The sequence below is a fragment of the Streptococcus sp. CL5.50 genome (assembly GCF_049738015.1).
Taxonomy (GTDB): domain Bacteria; phylum Bacillota; class Bacilli; order Lactobacillales; family Streptococcaceae; genus Streptococcus; species Streptococcus mitis_CA.
In genome coordinates this window covers 12571-35111 of the sequence record NZ_JBKOTR010000009.1, presented here as the reverse complement: position 1 = coordinate 35111, position 22541 = coordinate 12571, and the positions used below count along the sequence as shown (strand labels likewise).

The window sequence follows — 22541 nt, the reverse complement described above, 5'->3', positions numbered from 1 at the left end:
GAAGGCAACTTCTTATAACTAGATAAAAAATGAGCTTGGATATTATTTCCAAACTCATTTTTTACTCAATGAAAATCGAAGTGCAAACTAGGAAGCTAGCCGCAGGCTGTACTTGAGTACGGCAAGGTGAAGCTGACGTGGTTTGAATTTGATTTTCGAAGAGTATAAAGTCAATTTCAATATACTAGAACAAGCCTAGGACAGTTCCGTCACTTTCAACATCCATATTGAGAGCTGCTGGTCGTTTTGGAAGTCCAGGCATGGTCATCACATCGCCAGTTAGGGCTACGATGAAGCCTGCACCTAATTTTGGTACCAATTCACGAATGGTAATTTCAAAGTTTTCAGGTGCTCCAAGTGCATTTGGATTGTCTGAGAAGCTATACTGGGTCTTAGCCATACAAATTGGCAATTTGTCCCAACCGTTTTGAACGATTTGAGCAATTTGTGTTTGAGCTTTCTTCTCAAAGTTTACTTTGCTACCACGGTAGATTTCAGTAACAATCTTTTCAATCTTTTCTTGGACAGAAAGGTCATTGTCATACAAACGTTTATAGTTAGATGGGTTTTCAGCGATAGTCTTAACAACTGTTTCGGCAAGTGCTACTCCACCTTCTGCACCATCAGCCCAGACACTAGCCAATTCAACTGGTACATCGATTGAGGCACAAAGTTCTTTTAAGGCTGCAATTTCAGCTTCTGTATCAGAAACAAATTCATTGATTGCTACAACTGCAGGTACTCCAAATTTACGGATATTTTCAACGTGGCGTTTCAAGTTGGCAAAACCTGCACGCACTGCTTCTACGTTTTCCTCTGTCAAAGCGTCTTTAGCCACGCCACCATTCATCTTAAGGGCACGAAGGGTTGCTACAATAACTACTGCATCTGGAGAAGTTGGCAAGTTTGGTGTCTTAATATCAAGGAATTTCTCGGCACCAAGGTCTGCACCAAAACCAGCTTCAGTAACTGTGTAATCAGCCAAGTGAAGGGCTGTGCTTGTTGCCAAGACAGAGTTACATCCATGAGCAATATTGGCAAATGGACCACCATGTACGAAGGCAGGTGTACCGTAAATTGTCTGCACCAAGTTTGGCTTAATAGCATCCTTCAAAATCAAAGCCAAGGCACCTTCAACCTGCAAATCACCTACAGAAACAGGTGTACGGTCGTAACGATAACCGATAACGATATTAGCCAAACGGCGTTTCAAGTCCTCGATATCCGTAGCCAAGCAAAGAATGGCCATTATCTCTGAAGCAACGGTAATATCAAAGCCATCCTCACGTGGAATTCCGTTTAGAGGACCACCAAGCCCAACTGTAACATGACGAAGTGCACGGTCGTTCAAGTCCACAACACGTTTCCAAAGGATACGACGTTGGTCAATTCCTAGCTCATTGCCTTGGTGCAAATGGTTGTCAATCAAGGCAGAAAGAGCATTGTTGGCAGTCGTAATGGCATGCATGTCCCCCGTAAAGTGGAGGTTGATGTCTTCCATTGGCAGCACTTGGGCGTAACCACCACCAGCAGCACCACCCTTAATCCCCATTACTGGACCAAGAGATGGTTCGCGGATAGCAATCATGGTTTTCTTGCCAATCTTGTTCAAGGCATCCGCAAGACCAATGGTAATGGTTGATTTTCCTTCACCTGCAGGTGTTGGGTTGATGGCAGTAACCAAGATCAATTTCCCAACTGGATTGCTCTCAACTGAACGAATTTTATCAAAGCTGAGTTTAGCCTTGTACTTTCCATACAACTCCAAATCGTCGTAAGAAATACCAAGTTTCTCTACAACATCAACAATTGGCTTCAACTCAATACTCTGTGCGATTTCAATATCTGTTTTCATTCAAAACTCCTCTAACCTCTTATATGATAACTCATTATAACACAAAACAAGATTTTTAACATCCTAAAACTCTCTAAACGTTCGTAAATATCCCTGTTTTTAAGGTTTTTAGAGCCCTTTCTTAATTTTTATATGGCTATATAGTTTGAAACTATAGAATAATGAAAAAATAATTTAGTCAAGAAAATAGCTGTCAATTTCAGATAAATTATGTAAAATTCTTGTGTTTTCAATTTCTAATTTTTCTGCCAACTCAATAGAATATTCAAAACTAAGTTTAGTGTTTAACGATAAATCAAACGAGTAATCTTGTAATTCACCCAGTTTTTTATATTTTTCTATGATTTCATTATAAATAGCAAGATAATGCTTATCTAATATTTTTATATAATTATTCAGATTTTCCTGGTAGTCTTGAATGATTTTTTGTTCGCTATCATTTAATATTCCCTTCCCTATTTCCCAAATGATTGAGCTGGCTATTGAACCTACTACAGAACCTAGAACTGGTATAGGAATCATTGCTTGACCAATACAAGCACCAATTGTAGCAAAGGAAGCATCTATTACATTTAATGTCAACAGATTCATAAGTTCATCTTGAGTTATTTCGGAAGATCTGAATCTCAAAACAACATCTATCATCCCATAAGTAGCCATTACTAAAGCACTGGCATTTGGAGCGCTAATACCCAAAATATTTGTTAATCCGTAAATGGAATAACCAGATATTGCCCCCTTTACAACTCCTTCAGCTGTGTCCAATCCACAATCTAACCAATCTGATTGTTCGAATTCAAAGATACTTTTTCCTTCTTTGTATTTTCCATACACAGTCGACATTAATGCTAAACCACCTTGTAAAAAAGCTGCGTTTCTTGCAACCTTGTTAGCTTCTTTTAAATTTGGTAATGCATGTTTTTGGGCCACTAATCTTTTTTTATTTAATTCTTGTTGTTTTAGTCTGACTGTTTTACGAATATTCTTCTCTTCGGAATCTAAAAGAGAATGAATTGAATTTTTTTGAGCGTCTTTATAATCTAGAGCAGAGGATTTCATCCAAGATTTGTACGAAGTAAGTCCCTTGCTTTCAGTGATATCATTAATCATTTGGCGTATATCCGTAATTTGTTTAATGGATAATCTCTTGCCATTCAATTCAACTTCTTTTGCTCCCGCCATTATTTTTTCAAATACTTGAACGTGATCTTTTGGAAACATCATTTTCATTTTTGAACTGTAATGAAACGATTGAGCTAGTTCGTCACGTAAATTACCATAAAACTTCATTTGAATGGTATTTCTACCAATTAATAAATCGGCTGGTCCATTGTCATTCAATACTTTGACAATAGGATTTAACCCTTCCATGGCTCTCCTCGCATTTACAATCCCTGCTTCTGCAAATTCAGCGATGAAGCCGTGACCACCATAATCTCCTCCACGCTTCTTTAGAATAACGTCTTCAATATTGTCTCTCATTTTGTTTAAAATTTTTGAGGCTTTGTCCTTGTTTAAGATGACTTTGCGTGCTTCATCCTCTATGATTTTCATAGCAATTTGTAAGTCTTGAATCCTTAAATGATTTAAACAATTGACATATGCACCAATACCTTGATTAAAAGCCTGATTAAAAATCTGATTACTCATTTATTCTAATTTCCTTATTTACCATAGCAGTCAATGATAGAGTTGAATTCACTAAAGCACCTGCTTGATATTTTTCATCTTCAGTAAATAAGCTATAGTCCATTCCAGTTAAAGATAAATTGGCTAAATAAATTCCTTCTGTTTGTTTTTCTGTTAGTTCTATTAATTCCGTAACTTCTAATACTTTTTCTTTAAGTTGTCGAGCCAACAATTCTACCTTTTTCTGTTCCTCTATAGCCTCTTTTGCAACTTCTTCATTTTTCCTATTAGCTACAACACCAGCGCCTACAGAAGCGGTCAACATAACTCCTGCAATTCCCCAACCAACGGGACCAGCCAATGCTAAAAATGCCTTTCCCGCTGCCACTCCACCTCCACCAGCTGCTACACTTCCACCACCTAACCAAGCTATTGCTGCACTTTCTGCAGCTGCACCTGAAAGAGTAGAAATAGCAGTTCCTGTTGATGCGACACCAAAAGTAGTTGCGACTCCCATAGCCGCAGTAGGACCTAAAGTTGCAACTGTGACTCCTAAAGCACTTAAAGAAGCTGTAGCTGCAGTACTACCACTTGCTAATTCAGCTTCCTTAATTGACTGTGAAATAGCAATTTGCTTATCTTCAAAATTCTGAATTTCAACATCAATTTCTTCTAATTTTGTTTCAAACTCTTTTGGCTTATTTGCTAGCTTACTAATTCTTTCTTCAATAATTTTTACAACTTTGACCGCTTTTTCCCTAACCTGATAGAGTTCTGTTGATTTATTAGCCAAATTATCAGCTTCATCGTTATACAATCTTATAGATTCTTTATATCCCTCGACAGCTTCTTGTCTAAGTTTAGAATTAAAGAGGTCAACAGCATCAATTTGTTCTTTCGTATTATTCGCTATTTTACCTGCTTCATTAAAAGTTTCCGATGAAGCTTTAGTTACATGTTCTACCACATCACTAGCTACCCCAATAGCTTTTTCAGAAACATCTGTGATAACATCGCCAACCTGACTTGAAACATCTTCTATAACTTTTACAGACTCTGTAATAGCTTCTCCAGTATATTTACCTGCTTCATTTAATACTTTACTGGTAGCGGATCCAGCATCATTCAATACCTTACTAGCTTCTTTTGCAAAATTGTCAGCAAATTTAAAAAAATTCATTCAGCATTCTCCTTTATTGTATATATTTCTATTATCCTATAAACAGGAGAGATTGTCAAAATCGACCATATATTAATTTACTTAATTTTTATCACTTTCATTTTACTTACCGTTTATTTTTGTGTACAATAGTGCTATGAAAATTTTAGTTACATCGGGCGGTACCAGTGAAGCTATCGATAGCGTCCGTTCTATCACTAACCATTCTACAGGACGCTTGGGGAAAATCATCACAGAAACCTTGCTTGCTGCAGGGCATGAAGTTTGTTTGATAACAACAAAACGAGCTCTGAAGCCAGAAGCCCATCCCAACCTAAGCATTCGAGAAATTAACAATACCAAGGACCTTCTCCTTGAAATGCAAGAACGTGTCAAGGACTATCAGGTCTTGATTCACTCAATGGCTGTGTCCGATTACACTCCTGTTTATATGACAGGGTTTGAGGAAGTTCAATCTAGCTCCAATCTAGAAGAATTTTTAAGCAAGCAGAATCATCAAGCTAAGATTTCTTCAACTGACGAGGTTCAGGTTTTGTTCCTAAAAAAGACACCCAAAATCATCTCTCTAGTCAAGGAGTGGAATCCTGCTATTCATCTGATTGGTTTCAAACTGCTGGTTGATGTCTCTGAGGATTATCTCATCGAGATTGCCAGAAAAAGTCTTATCAAGAACCAAGCAGACTTGATTATCGCAAATGACCTGACTCAAATCTCAGCAAACCAGCATCGTGCAATCTTTGTTGAGAAAGATTATCTTCAAACGGTTAACACTAAAGAAGAAATTGCAAAACTCCTCCTTGAAAAAATTCAAGCCTATCATTCTTAGAAAGGAAAGCTATGGCAAACATTCTCTTGGCTGTAACGGGCTCAATTGCCTCTTACAAGTCGGCAGATTTAGTCAGTTCTCTAAAAAAACAAGGCCATCAAGTTACTGTTTTAATGACCCAGGCTGCTACAGAGTTTATTCAACCTTTGACACTACAGGTACTCTCTCAGAATCCTGTCCACTTAGATGTCATGAAGGAACCCTATCCTGATCAAGTCAATCATATCGAACTTGGAAAAAAAGAAGATTTATTTATCGTGGCCCCTGCAACTGCTAACACTATTGCAAAACTAGCCCACGGCTTTGCGGACAATATGGTGACCAGTACGGCTCTAGCCTTGCCAAGTCATATTCCCAAACTCATCGCACCAGCAATGAATACAAAAATGTATGACCATCCAGCAACTCAGGCTAATCTGAAAACATTAGAAAGCTACGGCTATCATCTGATTGCTCCTAAGGAATCCCTATTAGCTTGTGGAGACCACGGACGAGGAGCTTTAGCTGATCTCACAATTATTTTAGAAAGAATAAAGGAAACTCTCGATGAAAAAACGCTCTAATATTGCACCCATTGCTATCTTTTTTGCAACCATGCTCGTGATACACTTTCTGAGCTCACTTATCTTTAACCTTTTTCCATTTCCAATCAAACCGACCATCGTTCATATTCCTGTCATTATTGCCAGCATTATTTACGGTCCACGCGTTGGGGTTACACTTGGATTTTTGATGGGGCTACTTAGCTTAACTGTTAACACGATTACAATTCTACCGACAAGCTACCTCTTCTCACCATTCGTCCCAAACGGAAACATCTATTCAGCTATCATTGCTATCGTTCCACGTATTTTGATTGGTTTAACTCCGTATCTAGTCTATAAACTGATGAAAAATAAAACTGGTCTGATTCTAGCTGGTGCCCTTGGTTCACTTACCAACACAGTCTTTGTACTTGGTGGAATTTTCTACCTTTTTGGAAATGTTTTTGATGGTAATATCCAAAAACTCCTAGCAACTGTTATCTCAACAAATTCGATTGCCGAATTAGTCATTTCCGCAGTTCTAACCTTAGCCATTGTTCCAAGACTACAAACTTTGAAGAAATAAAAACAATCTCCACTTTCAAACCTGAAGGTGGAGATTTTGTTTGAAGTAGTTCCTTTTTAGTTAAATCTTTACCAATATTTATACTCAACGAAAATCAAAGAGTAAACTAGTAAGCTAGCTGCAGGTTCCTCAAAACACGGTTTTGAGGTTGCAAATGGAAGCTGACATTGTTTGAAGAGATTTTCGAAGATTATTAACTTAAAAACGACCTATAAACCCAAGTAAATCCTTGCTTTATTGTCTTGTTTATAGTACTATACTAGTGTATATACAGTTAAAAAGGAGATTCTTATGAATACACGGAAAAAGACACAATTTATGACAATGACTGCCCTCTTAACGGCTATTGCGATTTTGATTCCAATTGTTATGCCCTTTAAGATTGTCATTCCACCTGCTTCTTACACTTTGGGGAGCCACATCGCTATTTTTATCGCTATGTTCTTGTCGCCCTTGATGGCAATTTTTGTCATCATAGCCTCTAGTTTTGGATTTTTGATGGCTGGCTATCCTATGGTTATCGTATTTCGAGCTTTTTCCCATATCTTTTTTGGGACTCTAGGAGCTCTTTACCTACAAAAATTCCCCGAAACCCTTGATAAACCAAAATCTTCCTGGATTTTTAACTTTGTTTTAGCGCTTATCCATGCCCTTGCTGAAGTATTGGCCTGTGTCGTTTTTTACGCAACTTCTGGTACCAATGTAGAAAATATGTTTTATGTTCTATTTGTACTAGTTGGATTTGGCACAATTATCCATAGTATGGTAGACTATACATTAGCACTAGCTGTCTATAAAGTGCTTCGCAAACGCCGTTAAAAGGAAGAACTATGACAAAAGATCGCAAACAAGCCCTGCTCCAACTCTTGAAAGAAACTCCTAAAGCCCTCAATGGCCAAAGTTTAGCTGAACATTTTCATGTTACACGCCAGGTCATTGTACAGGACATTGCAATTTTGAGAGCCGATGGTGCTCCTATCCTATCCACCAATCGTGGCTACATCTATAAGCAAATTGAAACCAATCCTTATGTTCACAAACTTTTCAAAGTGAAACATGAAGTTGAAGAAATCGGTCAAGAACTCCTTGCTATCGTTGATAATGGTGGACGTGTTCAAAATACCTTGATTGACCATCCCGTTTATGGAGAAATCGAAACCTTGCTTAAACTGTCTTGTCGCAGAGATGTGCAACATTTTCTAGAACAAGTCGAGCATTCTGATTTTAGACCTCTGTCTGAATTGACAGATGGCATCCATTACCACCTAGTCGAAGCTGAAACACAACAAGACCTCCACTATATCGAGGAGGCCTTGGATCAGCTAGGTTATTTAGTAAAAGACTAGAAGATTTTCTTCTCCCAATCGTCTTCTGTACAGCGAGGGTAGAAAAATTCAGATTTGTCCGGAGCTTCCATCATCTCCATCAATGGTAACATATCATAGGCCAGATCCAAGCTTGGAATCTGGTCTTTTTGAATCCAATAGTTCAAATAGTAACAATGATATTTAAAAACCACATTGAATGAAAATTAACAACTACTTGCTTACTAAAAATATATCACCAGTTATGTTGATCAACATTATCCTTAGTCACAAGATAAATTGGAGAAACTGTTTCTTTTTCCAGTTTTTTCCCTTGATAATGATCTATTGCTGATTGAATAGCAATTTCACCCATCTTAGCTGGTTGCTGAGCAATAGTGGCAGTAATATCACCTTTTGCAATAGCATCATGTGCATCTGGTTGACCATCAATACCAACAATTAATACATTGCTAAGACCAGCTGCTTTTACTGCTTGTGCAGCTCCTAACGCCATCTCATCATTCTGTGCAAAGATTGCTTGTACTTCTTTGTTTCCTTGAATCATATTTTGCGCTGTATTCAAAGCTTTTGCGCGATCAAAATTAGCGGATTGACTAGAAAGAACATCTAAATTTGTCTTTGAAATTTGTTCAAATCCTTTACCTCTATCTACAGTTGCAGAAGCGCCAGGGACTCCTGATAATTCAAAAGTTTTTGCTTTTTCTCCCAATTGCTTGGTAATAAATTCTGCAGCCATTTTACCTGCTTCTACGTTATCAGAAGCAACAGTTGTCAAGACTTCACCACCATTACTACCGCGGTCAATTAAGATTACCGGAATGTTTGCATTATTAGCAGCTTTAATAGATGTAACAATTGCATCAGAATCAACTGGATTAATTAGTAAAGCATCTACATTTTGACTAATAAAATTTTGAATATCATCTGCTTGTCTAGCAGCATCATCTTGTGCATCTGCTATCTTCAAAGTTACTTCTTTTTCCCCTGCAGCTTTTTCAAGGCCATCTTTCATAGCCACAAAATAAGGATTGTTAGTAGTAGAAATAGAAACTCCTAATTTTAATTCTTTTGCCGACTTTTGAGTCGTAGATTTATTATCATTTGATGAATTTCCTAAACCAGTTTTTCCACAAGCTACTAAAGCAAAAATAAATGTTACAAACAAAGCAAAAATGCTAATTTTTTTAATATTTTTCATGTTATTACTCCTCGTAATATATATCTATAGGGATAGTTTCAATCCCGATTATTGTACGTCATCTAATAAATTGTTACTATTTCCAAAAAAATTGAAAATTATTCTACTGTTTTACAACTTTAAAACGATCAATCAGAACAGCAATTAAGATTACAACTCCTTTTACTACTTGTTGCCAAAATGCTGAAACACCAATAATATTAAGTCCATTATTCAAAACTCCAATAATTAAAGCACCTATTAGAGTCCCAAGTATACGACCTTTACCTCCAGATAAAGAGGTTCCTCCAAGAACAACAGCTGCAATAGCATCCATTTCATAACTAGCACCTGCTGTTGGTTGAGCAGAACTTAAGCGTGATGTTATAATTAATCCAGAAATTGAAGCCATAATACCTGATATTGAATAAATGATAATTTTCACTTTATTTAATTTCACACCTGATATATATGCTGCTTTTTCATTCCCCCCTATAGCATATACAGATTTACCAAATGCTGTTTTATGAAGTAAAACATATAAAACAATAAATACAATAAACATAATAATTACAGGAAATGGAATTCCTACTATGTAACCTTGCCCCAAAAATTGAAATAAGAATGTATCACTTAATCCTTTTGTAATAGGATTCCCATTTGTATAAACAAGTGTTGCTCCCCTAAAAATAGTCATAGTCGCTAAAGTGACGATAAATGGAGCTAATTTCCCGTAGGAAATCAATAACCCATTCATCATACCTAGAATGCAACCCAAAATTAAAGAGATGAGAATTGCTAACGTAACAGGCATTCCAGATCCTAATAAACCTGCTGTTAGCGCGCTGGATAAGGCTAAAATTGATCCTACTGATAAATCGATTCCACCTGTTAGAATAACAAAAGTCATTCCAAAAGCAATCAGTGCATTTGATGTTACTTGCAATAGTAAATTTAACAGATTATTTGCTGTTAAAAAATTTGAATTGATAATAGTGATGACAGCCATTAAAATTATCAATGCTATTACCGTTGTCAATTCTGACATGTACTTCATAGTATTTTTCACACTATTGTCCTCCTGTAGCTAGTTGCATAACTTTTTCTTGTGTAGCTTCTCGACGTGTTAATTCCCCACTAATTCTACCTTCATGCATGACCATAATGCGATCACTGACTCCAATCACTTCTGGTAAATCTGAAGAGACCATAATAATCGGTACACCTCGTTCAGCTAATTCATTCATTAATTGGTAAATTTCACGCTTAGCTCCAACATCTACCCCACGAGTTGGCTCATCTAAAATCAGTACTTTTGGTGCAATACCTATCCATTTTGCTAAAACTACTTTCTGTTGATTACCACCAGAAAGTGTCCCAACTTCCTTATCTGGATAACCTGATTTAATTTGTAACCTATCAATTAAGCGTTGTACAAATATACCACTTGTTTTATTATCGAAAATGCCATTTTTAACAAAATCACGAGTACTAGGTAAAGTCATATTATCTTTAATAGAAAAATCTAAAATCAATCCCTCATCTTTACGATCTTCTGTTAAGAAACCAATTCCATGCTTAATTGCTTCAAAAGGATTTTTAATTATCAGTTGTTCTCCGTTTATTATAATTTGACCAGATTTTAAAGAATCAATTCCAAAAATTGCTCGCATTATTTCAGTACGACCAGCACCCATCAAACCAGAAAAACCAAGAATTTCCCCTTGACGTACATAGAAAGAAATATCCGTAAAAGCATCACCAGAAAGATTCTTAGCTTGAAAAACAATATTCCCAATCTCAGCCTTTTTTTCTGGATAATAATCTTCTAATTCACGGCCTACCATCTTCTGAACTAATTCATCTGCATTAGTTAACTTCGTTTTCTTGGTATCAATTACAAACCCATCCCTCATAACAGTTATAAGATCTGTGATCTTAAAGATTTCTTCCATCCGATGTGAAATATACACAATACCTACACCATCAGATTTTAATCCTTCTATCACTTTAAAAAGTGTTTCAGTTTCACGATCAGTTAAAGCTGCTGTGGGTTCATCCATAATTAACAAGGAAACTTCTGATAATAAACATTTTGCTATTTCTATCATTTGTTGTTGTCCGACTGATAATTGACCAATGATTGCATCGAGAGGAATAGAGATATTAAGACGTTTAAATGCTTCTTTAGCTTTCCTTTCCATACTAACTTTATCTAGAAACCCAATCGAATTTTTAATTTCTCTTCCTAAAAAAAGATTATCAAGTACAGTCATATCTGGCCAAGTATTCATTTCCTGATGAATAAAACTCAGTCCAAACCGTTCTGCCTCTTGAGGATTAGAAAATGTTTTTTCTTTTCCATCAATAAAAATAGTTCCTGAAGTAGCTGGAAAAAGTCCAGTTAAAATATTCATTAAGGTTGATTTGCCTGCGCCATTCTCCCCCATTAAAGCATGAACTTCTCCTGAATTAAGAACCAAATCAATACTTTCTAAAACACGATTATTCCCAAAAGATTTTGAAATGTTCTTCATTTCAATTTTCATAGGCAACCTCCTTCTAAATAATAACTCCTGATTGCAAGATTATATTCGAATATGGTGTATCTTCCCCAGTGCGAATAACTGCCTTAACTTTAGTATTCATAGCTTTCAATTCTTCATGACTAATATATTCAATAATTATATTCGATCCTAAAAGATCTAGAACTGCTTGCCACTGTTCTTTGTTTTTTTCCTTAATTTCTTCTGCTAAGAAAATTTTTTCGATAAGTACATGATCTGAATATTCTTTTAAAACTTCTAAAAAACTTGGACTACCTTTTCTTAATGCTAAATCAATTTTATCAACACCTTTTGGAACTGGCAATCCTAAATCTCCGATACAAACCAAATCCATATGACCTAAATCATCAGCTAGTTTAGCTATATTACTATTTAAAATCCCATATTTCTTCATATCCTGAATGCTCCTTTATTTCTTTCAAACTCGGCATACCTCCTTGCGCTCCAAATCTTTGAACAGAAAGATGTGAAGCAATCGTTGCAAAGGACAATGCAACATCCATCTCTTTTCCTTTTGAGATAGCATAAGCAAAAGCACCATTAAACGTATCTCCTGCTCCTGTAGTATCAACTACTTCTGCTTTTATAGCAGGAATTTTCTTAACTGCTGTCCCATCATAATAAATAGAACCTTCAACTCCTAATGTCACAATCATTTTATTAGGATAAATTTTAATAATTTCTTCAAATTTCTTATCTGGAAAAAGCTCTGAACATTCGTGCTCGTTAGGAGTAATAAAATCACAAAAAGGAATCATCTCTTTGTCTGTTTCTCTAGCTGGTGCAGGATTGTAAAGAACCTTAACTTGATTTTCTTGGCAAAATTTAGCTATAGATAAGTTGGCTTCATGTGGTATTTCATTCTGTAATACAACAATACTTGCATCACTAAGTAATTTCCACTCATTTTTCCAATCATTTGTTTTAACTAAATTATTAGCTCCGGGATAATAAATAATCCTATTATCACCTCCATATAAAGTAATTTGTGCAACTCCTGAAGACTGTGGTACCGTTCCCACATATGCTGTAGAAATATCATTATTTTGCAGATTACTTAATAAATCTGCTGAAAAAATATCTTCTCCTACGTTCCCAAATATGTAAATATTATCTTCAACACTGGATAATCTACCAATAGCTACAGCTTGATTTGCACCTTTTCCACCTGGAACTATATTAAATGAATCGCCAAAAATCGTTTCACCTCCTTCTGGAATCCTTTTTGTTCTCATAACTAAGTCCATTGAAATGCTTCCAACAACAACAATTTTACTCATTTCTTTCTCCTTAATGTATTTCTTTCTATGTACCTAACAGGGAGTTTAATTTTAGCTTCATCTATAGAGAACTTATTTGCCATATTATAGATTAGCTTTGCAGCCTGTTCTCCCATTTTATATGATGATTGGTGGATAGTTGATAAAGAAGGATAAATAAATTGACTAAGTACAATATCATCATAACCAATGATTTGAATATCATCTGGAATTTTTTTCCCAATTGCTAAAATTTCATGAATATAAGCTATCGCATGAATATCAGAAGGTGCTATAATACTATCAATATTTGGATTTCTTTTTAGATTCTCTTTAGCTTCTTTTTGAATTTTTTCAAAGTCAAAAGTTTCACTTTCTTCAATACAAATTTCTAAATTTTTATTCCTCAAATAGTTTAAACTTGCTTCAAATCGTTCCACAATATTCTCAGCTTTATCATCTAAAACTTTGATGATCATAACCTGCTCAGCGCCAGCATTCCAAATTGCTTTAGCAGCCAAACGTCCACCCAACTGATTATCAGAAAAAACACCATAGCCTGTATCTTTACTAATCCGGTCAACCACAACAACAGGTAATGTTAGATTTGGAAATTCCTTTGTAAAGTCAAGGGTTGTTATAATACCAGCTGCATTTGTTTTTAACAAAAGGTTTATATATTCTTCTAACGAATCATGATCTGAAATAGTACCAACCATAATCCTATAACCTTTATCTTTCAAATATGATTCGGCTCCTCGAACCAATCTTGGGAAGAACGGATTAGAAATATCTGGCAATAAGAGTCCTACCATTTGATTTTTTTTAGTTTTTAAAGATTGTGCTAATACATTTGGTGTGTAATTTAATTTCTTGATAGCATTTTTTATCTTTTCTCTCGCATCATCTCCGACATAGCCTTTTTTCGAAATATATCTTGAAACTGTTGACTTTGATACTCCAGCTTCTTCAGCAACCTGTTTTATTGTAGTCATCACTCCTCCTTTTTATTGTGGAACCGTTCCCTTATTTATATAGTAAGCGTTTTCTTTTGTTTTGTCAATACTTTTTTAGAAATATTTTAAATTTATTTCAGAGTACACATGTTTTTACTAATCTCCTATTACTATTAGATACGAAACACAACAAGACCTCCACTATATCGAGGAGGCCTTAGATCAGCTAGGTTATTTAGTAAAAGACTAGAAGATTTTCTTCGCCCAGCCATCTTCTGTACGGTGGCGGTAGAAAAATTCAGATTTGTCAGGAGCTTCCATCATCTCCATCAATGGTAACATATCATAGGCCAGATCCAAGTTTGGAATCTGGTCTTTTTGCACCCAAGAAACTTCTCCTTCATCTGAAGAGCGAAGGGTACCAGAGAACTCAGTCACCTTATAACAAAAGACGATATAGCGCCCGCCTGTATCCCGAGGCCAATTTTTAATGCCGACAAGTTGAGGATTTTGGATAGTCAACCCTGTTTCTTCGTAGATTTCACGAATGACAGACTCTGTGAAAGACTCGCCATTTTCTACATGGCCTCCTGGAAAGGCATAACCAGACCAGCGATTGGTTTCAGGAGAGCGATACTGCATCACCACGCGCTGGGTTTCGAGATCTTCAATCAGACAAATGTTTGTTAAAATCGTTAATTGGGAACGGGACATATTTTCTCCTTTAGGTAATATTCTAATCCAACGCCTTGACTTCCAGCATCATATCTCGGATCTGAGCTGCTAGTTCAAAGTCAAGCACTTCAACGGCTTCTTGCATTTGTTTTTCCAGTTTTTTGACGAGTTCCTTGCGCTCTTGTTTATTAAGACTATTGATATCGACTTCCTTGTCTTCTTCCTTAGCAACTGCCTTGGTCACAGCAATCAGGTCACGGATTTCTTTCTTGATTGTCTGAGGCACAATACCGTGTTCTTCATTATAGGCCATCTGAATTTTCCGACGGCGGGCAGTTTCATCAATGGCACGTTGCATAGACTGAGTCACAGTGTCCGCATACATAATGACATGTCCCTCACTATTACGAGCAGCACGACCAATGGTCTGAATGAGACCACGCTCGTTACGAAGGAAGCCTTCCTTGTCAGCATCGAGAATCGCTACGAGGCTCACTTCAGGAACGTCAATTCCTTCACGAAGGAGGTTGATTCCGACCAAGACATCAAAGACACCCAAGCGCAGGTCACGGATAATCTCTGTCCGCTCTAAAGTCTTGATATCTGAGTGCATGTACTTGACCTTGATGCCCATTTCTTTGAAGTAGTCGGTCAAGTCTTCTGCCATTTTCTTGGTCAAGGTGGTGATAAAGGTTCGTTCGTTCTTTTCAACACGGGCATTAATTTCACCTAAGAGGTCATCAATCTGTCCCATTGTCGGACGGACTTCTACCTCTGGATCCAATAGTCCTGTTGGACGAATGATTTGCTCAATCACTGTCTCAGTCTGTTCATTTTCATAGTCACCAGGTGTCGCTGAAACGTAAACAATCTGATGCACATGGCTTTCAAACTCTTCACGACGGAGAGGCCGATTGTCCAAAGCTGATGGCAAACGAAAACCATAATTAACCAGCATTTCCTTACGCGAACGGTCTCCATTGTACATTCCCTTGATTTGCCCCATAGTCATGTGACTCTCGTCAATCATGATTAAGAAATCATCTGGGAAGAAATCGAGAAGCGTATAAGGAGGCTCACCTTCGCTACGACCATCCATGTGGCGTGAATAGTTTTCAACCCCGTTGGTATAGCCCATCTCACGCAACATCTCAATATCATACTCTGTCCGCTGTTTCAAACGCTGGGCTTCTAGCAGTTTACCTTCCTTTTCAAAGACAGCTAACTGCTCCTCTAACTCTGCTTGAATTTTAGCAATGGCAACTTCCATGTGGTCATCATTGGTCACGAAATGAGTCGCAGGGAAAATCGCCAAATGATCCACTTCTCCCAATACCTGACCAGTCAAGGCTTCAACCTCACGAATACGGTCAATTTCGTCTCCAAAAAATTCTACTCGAAAGGCATGCTCATCACGGGAGGCTGGGAAAATCTCCACTACATCCCCACGAACGCGAAATCTTCCGCGTTGGAAATCAATATCATTTCGTTCAAACTGGATATCAACCAAGTCATTCAAGAGTTTATCACGAGAAATTTCAAGACCTGGACGGAGACTAACGACACTATCAGCGTATTCCTTGGGCGACCCCAAACCATAGATACAAGAGACTGAGGCAACGACAATAACATCATTACGCTCCAGAAGGGCTGAAGTCGCTGAGTGTCGAAGTTTGTCAATCTCATCATTGACAGAGCTATCCTTTTCAATATAGGTATCGCTAGAAGGGACATAGGCCTCAGGTTGGTAATAATCATAGTAAGACACAAAGTACTCAACTGCATTTTCAGGGAAAAATTCCTTAAATTCCCCATAGAGCTGTCCTGCCAGAGTTTTATTGTGGGCAATGACCAGAGTTGGTTTATTGACTTTAGAAATGACCTGACTCATGGTATAGGTCTTCCCTGTTCCGGTCGCCCCCATCAGAATCTGAGCTTTTTCTCCCCCCTCGATATTATCAACCAACTGCTCAATAGCTTGGGGTTGATCTCCTGATGGTTGATATTTTGATACTAGTTTAAATTGATTGTCAGTAATGCGGTTAATCATAAGAATCCTCTCTCGATATGCTATTCCTATTTTAGCATACTTATAGCATTTTCACGAAGAAAAGGACGGATCGAAGTCACATCCTTTCATTTTCTTTCTTTAATTGATAGACGAGATAGAGAATCAGCAGTAACAAAACTAGACTTGTCATGATAGAACCTTCTATGCCAAAAGAACCACCTGATAGCCAGCCTTGATCGCCTTGTGGAAAAAAGGTCATCAGAGACGTTCCGGATGGTTGACCACTAACTAAAATCCCAAAGAGATTACCCTGAGCAAAATTCCAGGCTCCATGAATACCTGCAACACCCCAAACTGTATCAGTTTTGAGAAGGTAAAGTGACATGGCAACTCCGAATAAAAAGAGATTCACTAGAGATAGAGGTGTGAGACCCGAATTGCCCATATGAAGCAGGGTAAAGAACAGGCTAGATATAAGAACAGCAAGTTTTAGATTGGTTCTTGATGCCAATTGAGGAAGGAGCCAAGCACGGGATACCACTTCTTCTGCTGTCCCCTGTAAAATCCAAAATGGAATGGTAAAAATGACAAAGGCAAGCGAATAAGGATTCAAATGAATGGACTCAAAACGATATTGCCCTAATGCTACTAAACCTAACAAGGTCAGAAGAAAAAGTGCCAGACCTAGCCCAAATCCTTTCAGAAGACTGCTGAGGAAATTTTCTCTATAAAATCCCAAGGTTCGAATAGGTCTTTTCTCAACTTTTCTAGTCCATCTGAACACAGTGTTGAGAATAAAACCAAAGGCCAGCAATTCTAAAATTAAATGAAAATCACTTGTTTTATCCATCATGCTCTGCTGCAAAGTCTGCAAGTAGGTAGCAAAAGCTTGACCAGCCTCTCCAAAATTTCTAGCAAGTCCGATGAGAGCTAACAAACTAATACCATACAGAGTATAAGCCACAAACTCTCCTATGAAGACAAAAGCAAAGGCTAACAAGGGGCTTGTGTAAATGTTTAACCGCATTTGAGAAGCTTGGAAGTCTTTAAATATTCTTTTGTTCTTCATATTCCTGTCCTCTTTTCTTCTATTATATACTATTATTATAGCACTTTGTGGTAGCAGTTCAAGAAAGAAATAAAGGGTTTTTATGTTATATCTTCTAACATAAAAGTCCCTAAATTTGCATTTTTTAGTTTTTTCTGATATAATGGGAAAATATTCGGAAAAGGAGACTAAAAATGAAGAAAAAATTTCTAGCATTTTTGCTAATTTTATTCCCAATTTTCTCATTAGGTATTGCAAAAGCAGAGACGATTAAGATTGTGTCTGATACCGCCTATGCACCTTTTGAGTTTAAAGATTCAGATCAAACTTATAAAGGAATTGATGTGGACATTATCAATAAAGTCGCTGAGATTAAAGGATGGAACATTCAGATGTCCTATCCTGGATTTGACGCAGCTGTGAATGCAGTTCAAGCTGGTCAAGCTGACGCTATCATGGCAGGAATGACAAAAACTGCAGAACGTGAAAAAGTTTTCACCATGTCTGATACTTACTATGATACAAAAGTTGTCATTGCTACTACAAAGGCACACAAGATTAGCAAGTACGACCAATTAACTGGTAAAACCGTTGGTGTTAAAAACGGAACAGCCGCTCAACGTTTCCTTGAAAGTATCAAAGACAAATACGGCTTTACTATTAAAACATTTGACACTGGTGATTTGATGAACAACAGCTTGACTGCTGGTGCTATCGATGCTATGATGGATGACAAACCTGTTATCGAGTATGCCATTAACCAAGGTCAAGACCTCCATATTGAAATGGATGGTGAAGCTGTAGGAAGTTTTGCTTTTGGTGTGAAAAAAGGAAGTAAATACGAGCACCTGGTGACTGAATTTAACCAAGCCTTGGCTGAAATGAAAAAAGATGGAAGTCTTGATAAAATCATCAAGAAATGGACTGCATCATCTTCTTCAGCAGTACCAACTACAACGACTACAGCTGGTCTAAAAGCAACTCCTGTTAAAGCTAAATACATCATTGCCAGCGATTCTTCTTTTGCACCTTTTGTGTTCCAAAACTCAAGCAACCAATTTACCGGTATTGATATAGACTTGATTAAGGCCATCGCTAAAGACCAAGGTTTTGAAATTGAAATCACCAATCCTGGTTTCGATGCCGCTATCAGTGCTGTTCAAGCTGGACAAGCTGATGGTATCATTGCTGGTATGTCTGTCACAGATGCTCGTAAGGCAACTTTTGACTTCTCAGAATCATACTACACTGCTAATACAATCCTTGGTGTCAAAGAATCAAGCACCATTGCTTCTTATGAAGATTTAAAAGGAAAGACAGTTGGTGTTAAAAACGGAACTGCCTCTCAAACCTTCCTAACAGAAAATCAAAGCAAATACGGTTACAAAATCAAAACTTTTGCTGATGGTTCTTCAATGTATGACAGTTTAAACACTGGTGCTATCGATGCCGTTATGGATGATGAGCCTGTCCTCAAATATTCTATCAGCCAAGGACAAAAATTGAAAACTCCAATCGCTGGAACTCCAATCGGTGAAACAGCCTTTGCCGTTAAAAAAGGAGCAAATCCAGAATTGATTGAAATGTTCAATAAAGGACTTGCAAACCTTAAAGCAAACGGAGAATTCCAAAAGATTCTTGATAAATATCTAGCTAGCGAATCATCAACTGCTTCAACAAGTACTGTTGACGAAACAACTATCTGGGGTTTGCTTCAAAACAACTACAAACAACTTCTTAGCGGGCTTGGTATCACTCTTGCTCTAGCTCTTATCTCATTTGCTATTGCCATTGTTATCGGAATTATCTTCGGTATGTTTAGTGTCAGCCCCTACAAATCTCTTCGTGTGATCTCTGAGATTTTCGTGGACGTTATCCGTGGTATTCCATTGATGATTCTTGCAGCCTTCATCTTCTGGGGAATTCCAAACTTCATCGAGTCTATCACAGGCCAACAAAGTCCAATTAACGACTTCGTAGCTGGTACTATCGCCCTCTCACTCAATGCAGCGGCTTATATCGCTGAAATCGTTCGTGGTGGTATTCAAGCCGTTCCAGTTGGTCAAATGGAAGCCAGCCGAAGCTTGGGTATCTCTTATGGCAAAACCATGCGTAAGATTATCCTGCCACAAGCAACTAAATTGATGTTGCCAAACTTTGTTAACCAATTCGTTATCGCTCTTAAAGATACAACCATCGTATCTGCTATCGGTTTGGTTGAACTCTTCCAAACTGGTAAGATTATCATCGCCCGTAACTACCAAAGTTTCAAGATGTATGCAATCCTTGCTATCTTCTATCTTGTAATTATCACACTTTTGACTAGACTAGCGAAACGCTTAGAAAAGAGGATTCGTTAATGGCAAAACTAAAAATTGATGTAAATGATTTACACAAGCACTATGGAAAAAATGAGGTTTTAAAAGGAATCACGACTAAGTTCTATGAAGGAGATGTTGTTTGTATCATTGGTCCTTCAGGTTCTGGTAAGTCAACTTTCCTCCGTAGCCTTAATCTTTTAGAAGAAGTTACGAGTGGTCACATCACTGTGAACGGTTATGACTTAACTGAAAAAACTACCAACGTTGACCACGTCCGTGAAAATATTGGAATGGTTTTCCAACACTTCAACCTCTTCCCACACATGTCTGTATTGGACAACATTACCTTTGCTCCTATTGAGCACAAGTTGATGACTAAGGAAGAAGCTGAGAAATTGGGAATGGAGCTGCTTGACAAGGTTGGTCTAGCAGATAAAGCTAATGCCAACCCAGATAGCCTATCAGGGGGACAAAAACAACGTGTGGCCATCGCTCGTGGACTAGCAATGAATCCAGACATCATGCTCTTTGATGAACCAACTTCTGCCCTTGACCCTGAGATGGTCGGAGACGTACTAAACGTTATGAAGGAATTGGCTGAGCAAGGTATGACCATGATTATCGTAACCCATGAGATGGGATTTGCTCGTCAGGTTGCCAACCGCGTTATCTTTACTGCAGACGGTGAATTCCTTGAAGACGGCACACCTGATCAAATCTTTGACAACCCACAACACCCACGTCTGAAAGAGTTCTTGGACAAGGTCTTAAACGTCTAATACTCTTCAAACCGCGTCGACGTCGCCTTGCCGTAGATATGTTACTGACTTCGTCAGTTCTATCTACAACCTCAAAGCAGTGCTTTGAGCAACCTGCGGCTAGTTTCCTAGTTTGCTCTTTGATTTTCATTGAGTATAAACTCAAACTGTAAGGATTTCCTTGCAGTTTTTTTCTATCTCGTATTGGATTTTTTGATTTTTCGGAAAATTATGTTAGAATTAAGTTTATGAAATGAGGTTTCCTCATACCTAGCAAGACTAGGAATAAAAATAGAAATTAGGTAGCTAGATGTCATCTAAGGTTATTGTTACAATTTTCGGTGCGAGTGGGGACCTGGCTAAACGCAAGCTCTACCCTTCCCTTTTTAGACTATATAAATCCGGCAATCTTTCCGAGCACTTTGCAGTCATTGGAACTGCACGTCGTCCTTGGAGCAAGGAATATTTTGAATCTGTAGTAGTCGAATCAATCCTTGATTTGGCAGATAGTACCGAACAGGCTCAAGAATTCGCTAGCCACTTCTACTATCAAAGTCATGATGTCAACGATACAGAACACTACATTGCTTTACGTCAATTGCAGACTGAACTAAATGACAAGTACCAAGCTGAACACAACAAGCTCTTCTTCTTGTCTATGGCACCTCAGTTCTTTGGAACTATTGCCAAACACCTCAAGTCTGAAAACATTGTTGACGGTAAAGGTTTTGAACGCTTAATCGTTGAAAAACCATTTGGTACAGATTACGCAACTGCAAGCAAGTTGAATGACGAGCTCCTAGCAACATTTGACGAAGAACAAATTTTCCGTATCGACCATTATCTTGGTAAGGAAATGATCCAAAGTATCTTTGCAGTTCGCTTTGCAAACTTGATTTTTGAAAATGTGTGGAACAAGGACTTTGTCGATAATGTTCAAATTACCTTTGCGGAGCGCTTAGGCGTAGAAGAACGTGGTGGCTACTATGATCAATCTGGTGCCCTCCGTGACATGGTACAAAACCATACACTACAACTGCTTTCCCTCCTTGCCATGGACAAGCCAGCAAGCTTCACAAAAGACGAGATTCGTGCCGAAAAGATTAAGGTCTTTAAAAACCTCTATCATCCAACAGATGAAGAGCTTAAAGAACACTTTATCCGTGGCCAATACCGTTCAGGTAAGATTGATGGCATGAAATACATCTCTTATCGTAGCGAGCCAAATGTGAATCCAGAATCTACAACTGAAACCTTTGCATCTGGTGCCTTCTTTGTAGACAGCGATCGCTTCCGTGGTGTTCCTTTCTTCTTCCGTACTGGTAAACGTCTGACTGAAAAAGGAACTCATGTCAACATCGTCTTTAAACAAATGGATTCTATCTTTGGAGAACCACTTGCTCCAAACATTTTGACCATCTATATCCAACCAACAGAAGGCTTCTCTCTTAGCCTAAATGGAAAGCAAGTAGGAGAAGAATTCAACTTGGCTCCGAACTCACTTGATTACCGTACAGACGCGACCGCAACTGGTGCTTCTCCAGAACCATACGAGAAATTGATTTATGATGTCTTAAATAACAACTCAACTAACTTTAGTCACTGGGATGAAGTTGGTGCATCATGGAAGTTGATTGACCGTATCGAAGAACTCTGGGCTGAAAATGGTGCCCCACTTCATGACTATAAAGCTGGAAGCATGGGACCTCAAGCAAGCTTTGACTTACTTGAAAAATTCGGTGCCAAATGGACTTGGCAACCAGATATCGCCTATCGTCAAGATGGTCGCTTAGAATAATAAAAAAATTCCTGCAAGTTTGTACCTTGCAGGATTTTTGCTT

At 37.8% G+C, this 22541-nt stretch carries 20 protein-coding genes and 2 pseudogenes; 9 read left to right on the top strand and 13 right to left on the bottom strand.

Translation table 11 applies throughout. The features are described from left to right. Window positions 1-184 precede the first annotated feature (184 nt). From ACLNCV_RS07095 to ACLNCV_RS07085, 3 genes are all read right to left on the bottom strand, one after another. A complete protein-coding gene (locus tag ACLNCV_RS07095; RefSeq protein WP_000845297.1) occupies window positions 185-1855 on the bottom strand; it encodes a formate--tetrahydrofolate ligase in 1671 nt (556 codons plus the stop codon). 174 nt (window positions 1856-2029) lie between these two features. Further along, complete coding sequence (locus ACLNCV_RS07090) at window positions 2030-3505, bottom strand: hypothetical protein (protein ID WP_261126595.1); 1476 nt, start codon at window positions 3503-3505, stop codon at window positions 2030-2032. Continuing rightward, on the bottom strand, window positions 3498-4664 hold the full coding sequence (locus ACLNCV_RS07085; RefSeq protein WP_261126593.1) for a hypothetical protein: 1167 nt from the start codon (window positions 4662-4664) through the stop codon (window positions 3498-3500). Before ACLNCV_RS07085 ends, ACLNCV_RS07090 begins: the two co-directional genes overlap by 8 nt. 136 nt (window positions 4665-4800) lie before the next feature. Between ACLNCV_RS07085 and coaB the strand changes: the two genes are divergently transcribed. The 5 genes from coaB (at window position 4801) to ACLNCV_RS07060 (ending at window position 7946) form a co-directional block, all read left to right on the top strand. Then, a complete protein-coding gene (coaB, locus tag ACLNCV_RS07080; protein ID WP_261804721.1) occupies window positions 4801-5490 on the top strand; it encodes a phosphopantothenate--cysteine ligase in 690 nt (229 codons plus the stop codon). A gap of 11 nt (window positions 5491-5501) precedes the next feature. Further along, entirely contained in the window at window positions 5502-6053 is a 552-nt protein-coding gene (gene coaC / locus ACLNCV_RS07075) for a phosphopantothenoylcysteine decarboxylase (protein ID WP_414304965.1), read from the top strand. Further along, window positions 6037-6600 carry an ECF transporter S component gene (locus tag ACLNCV_RS07070; RefSeq protein ID WP_000747412.1) on the top strand — a complete coding sequence of 188 codons (564 nt, stop codon included), beginning with the start codon at window positions 6037-6039 and terminating at the stop codon, window positions 6598-6600. The genes coaC and ACLNCV_RS07070 overlap by 17 nt, the downstream gene beginning before the upstream one ends. 291 nt (window positions 6601-6891) lie before the next feature. Beyond that, on the top strand, window positions 6892-7419 hold the full coding sequence (locus ACLNCV_RS07065; protein WP_060628206.1) for an ECF transporter S component: 528 nt from the start codon (window positions 6892-6894) through the stop codon (window positions 7417-7419). 11 nt (window positions 7420-7430) lie between these two features. Continuing rightward, window positions 7431-7946, top strand: coding sequence for a transcription repressor NadR (locus ACLNCV_RS07060; protein WP_173212542.1), 516 nt, complete (start codon window positions 7431-7433; stop codon window positions 7944-7946). On the opposite strand, the pseudogene ACLNCV_RS07055 reads toward ACLNCV_RS07060, so the two are convergent. The 7 genes and pseudogenes from ACLNCV_RS07055 to ACLNCV_RS07025 form a co-directional block, all read right to left on the bottom strand. Next, window positions 7943-8083 (bottom strand): annotated as a pseudogene (locus ACLNCV_RS07055) (8-oxo-dGTP diphosphatase); the annotation flags it as partial. The gene ACLNCV_RS07060 and the pseudogene ACLNCV_RS07055 sit on opposite strands and share 4 nt — an antisense overlap. A 77-nt stretch (window positions 8084-8160) precedes the next feature. Continuing rightward, complete coding sequence (locus ACLNCV_RS07050) at window positions 8161-9126, bottom strand: substrate-binding domain-containing protein (protein WP_000789622.1); 966 nt, start codon at window positions 9124-9126, stop codon at window positions 8161-8163. Window positions 9127-9229: 103 nt separating this feature from the next. After that, window positions 9230-10174: an ABC transporter permease subunit gene (locus ACLNCV_RS07045; protein WP_004248623.1), complete on the bottom strand. Its 945-nt coding sequence runs from the start codon at window positions 10172-10174 to the stop codon at window positions 9230-9232. 1 nt (window position 10175) lies between these two features. Further along, complete coding sequence (locus tag ACLNCV_RS07040; protein ID WP_033685159.1) at window positions 10176-11654, bottom strand: sugar ABC transporter ATP-binding protein; 1479 nt, start codon at window positions 11652-11654, stop codon at window positions 10176-10178. Between the two features lie 13 nt (window positions 11655-11667). After that, complete coding sequence (gene rbsD / locus ACLNCV_RS07035) at window positions 11668-12066, bottom strand: D-ribose pyranase (protein ID WP_000759835.1); 399 nt, start codon at window positions 12064-12066, stop codon at window positions 11668-11670. Continuing rightward, window positions 12041-12952 (bottom strand): ribokinase, encoded by a 912-nt coding sequence (gene rbsK, locus ACLNCV_RS07030; protein ID WP_261050747.1) that lies wholly within the window; start codon window positions 12950-12952, stop codon window positions 12041-12043. Before rbsK ends, rbsD begins: the two co-directional genes overlap by 26 nt. Then, window positions 12949-13926: a LacI family DNA-binding transcriptional regulator gene (locus ACLNCV_RS07025; RefSeq protein ID WP_000207598.1), complete on the bottom strand. Its 978-nt coding sequence runs from the start codon at window positions 13924-13926 to the stop codon at window positions 12949-12951. The genes rbsK and ACLNCV_RS07025 overlap by 4 nt, the downstream gene beginning before the upstream one ends. Window positions 13927-14059: 133 nt before the next feature. On the opposite strand from ACLNCV_RS07025, the pseudogene ACLNCV_RS07020 reads away from it, so the two are divergent. Continuing rightward, window positions 14060-14137, top strand: a pseudogene (locus ACLNCV_RS07020) (DNA-binding transcriptional regulator); the annotation flags it as partial. On the opposite strand, the gene ACLNCV_RS07015 reads toward ACLNCV_RS07020, so the two are convergent. From ACLNCV_RS07015 to ACLNCV_RS07005, 3 genes are all read right to left on the bottom strand, one after another. Then, entirely contained in the window at window positions 14134-14601 is a 468-nt protein-coding gene (locus tag ACLNCV_RS07015; protein WP_424845036.1) for an 8-oxo-dGTP diphosphatase, read from the bottom strand. The pseudogene ACLNCV_RS07020 and the gene ACLNCV_RS07015 sit on opposite strands and share 4 nt — an antisense overlap. A gap of 22 nt (window positions 14602-14623) precedes the next feature. Then, complete coding sequence (gene uvrB, locus ACLNCV_RS07010; RefSeq protein ID WP_049544180.1) at window positions 14624-16612, bottom strand: excinuclease ABC subunit UvrB; 1989 nt, start codon at window positions 16610-16612, stop codon at window positions 14624-14626. A 76-nt stretch (window positions 16613-16688) separates the two neighbouring features. Then, window positions 16689-17642, bottom strand: coding sequence for a CPBP family intramembrane glutamic endopeptidase (locus ACLNCV_RS07005; RefSeq protein ID WP_424845035.1), 954 nt, complete (start codon window positions 17640-17642; stop codon window positions 16689-16691). Between the two features lie 173 nt (window positions 17643-17815). On the opposite strand from ACLNCV_RS07005, the gene ACLNCV_RS07000 reads away from it, so the two are divergent. The 3 genes from ACLNCV_RS07000 to zwf all read left to right on the top strand — a co-directional run bounded on the left by ACLNCV_RS07000 (window position 17816) and on the right by zwf (window position 22498). Further along, window positions 17816-19981 (top strand): ABC transporter substrate-binding protein/permease, encoded by a 2166-nt coding sequence (locus ACLNCV_RS07000; RefSeq protein WP_424845034.1) that lies wholly within the window; start codon window positions 17816-17818, stop codon window positions 19979-19981. After that, a complete protein-coding gene (locus ACLNCV_RS06995; RefSeq protein ID WP_001096315.1) occupies window positions 19981-20721 on the top strand; it encodes an amino acid ABC transporter ATP-binding protein in 741 nt (246 codons plus the stop codon). Before ACLNCV_RS07000 ends, ACLNCV_RS06995 begins: the two co-directional genes overlap by 1 nt. A 289-nt stretch (window positions 20722-21010) precedes the next feature. Then, entirely contained in the window at window positions 21011-22498 is a 1488-nt protein-coding gene (zwf, locus tag ACLNCV_RS06990) for a glucose-6-phosphate dehydrogenase (protein ID WP_424845033.1), read from the top strand. Window positions 22499-22541 lie beyond the last annotated feature (43 nt).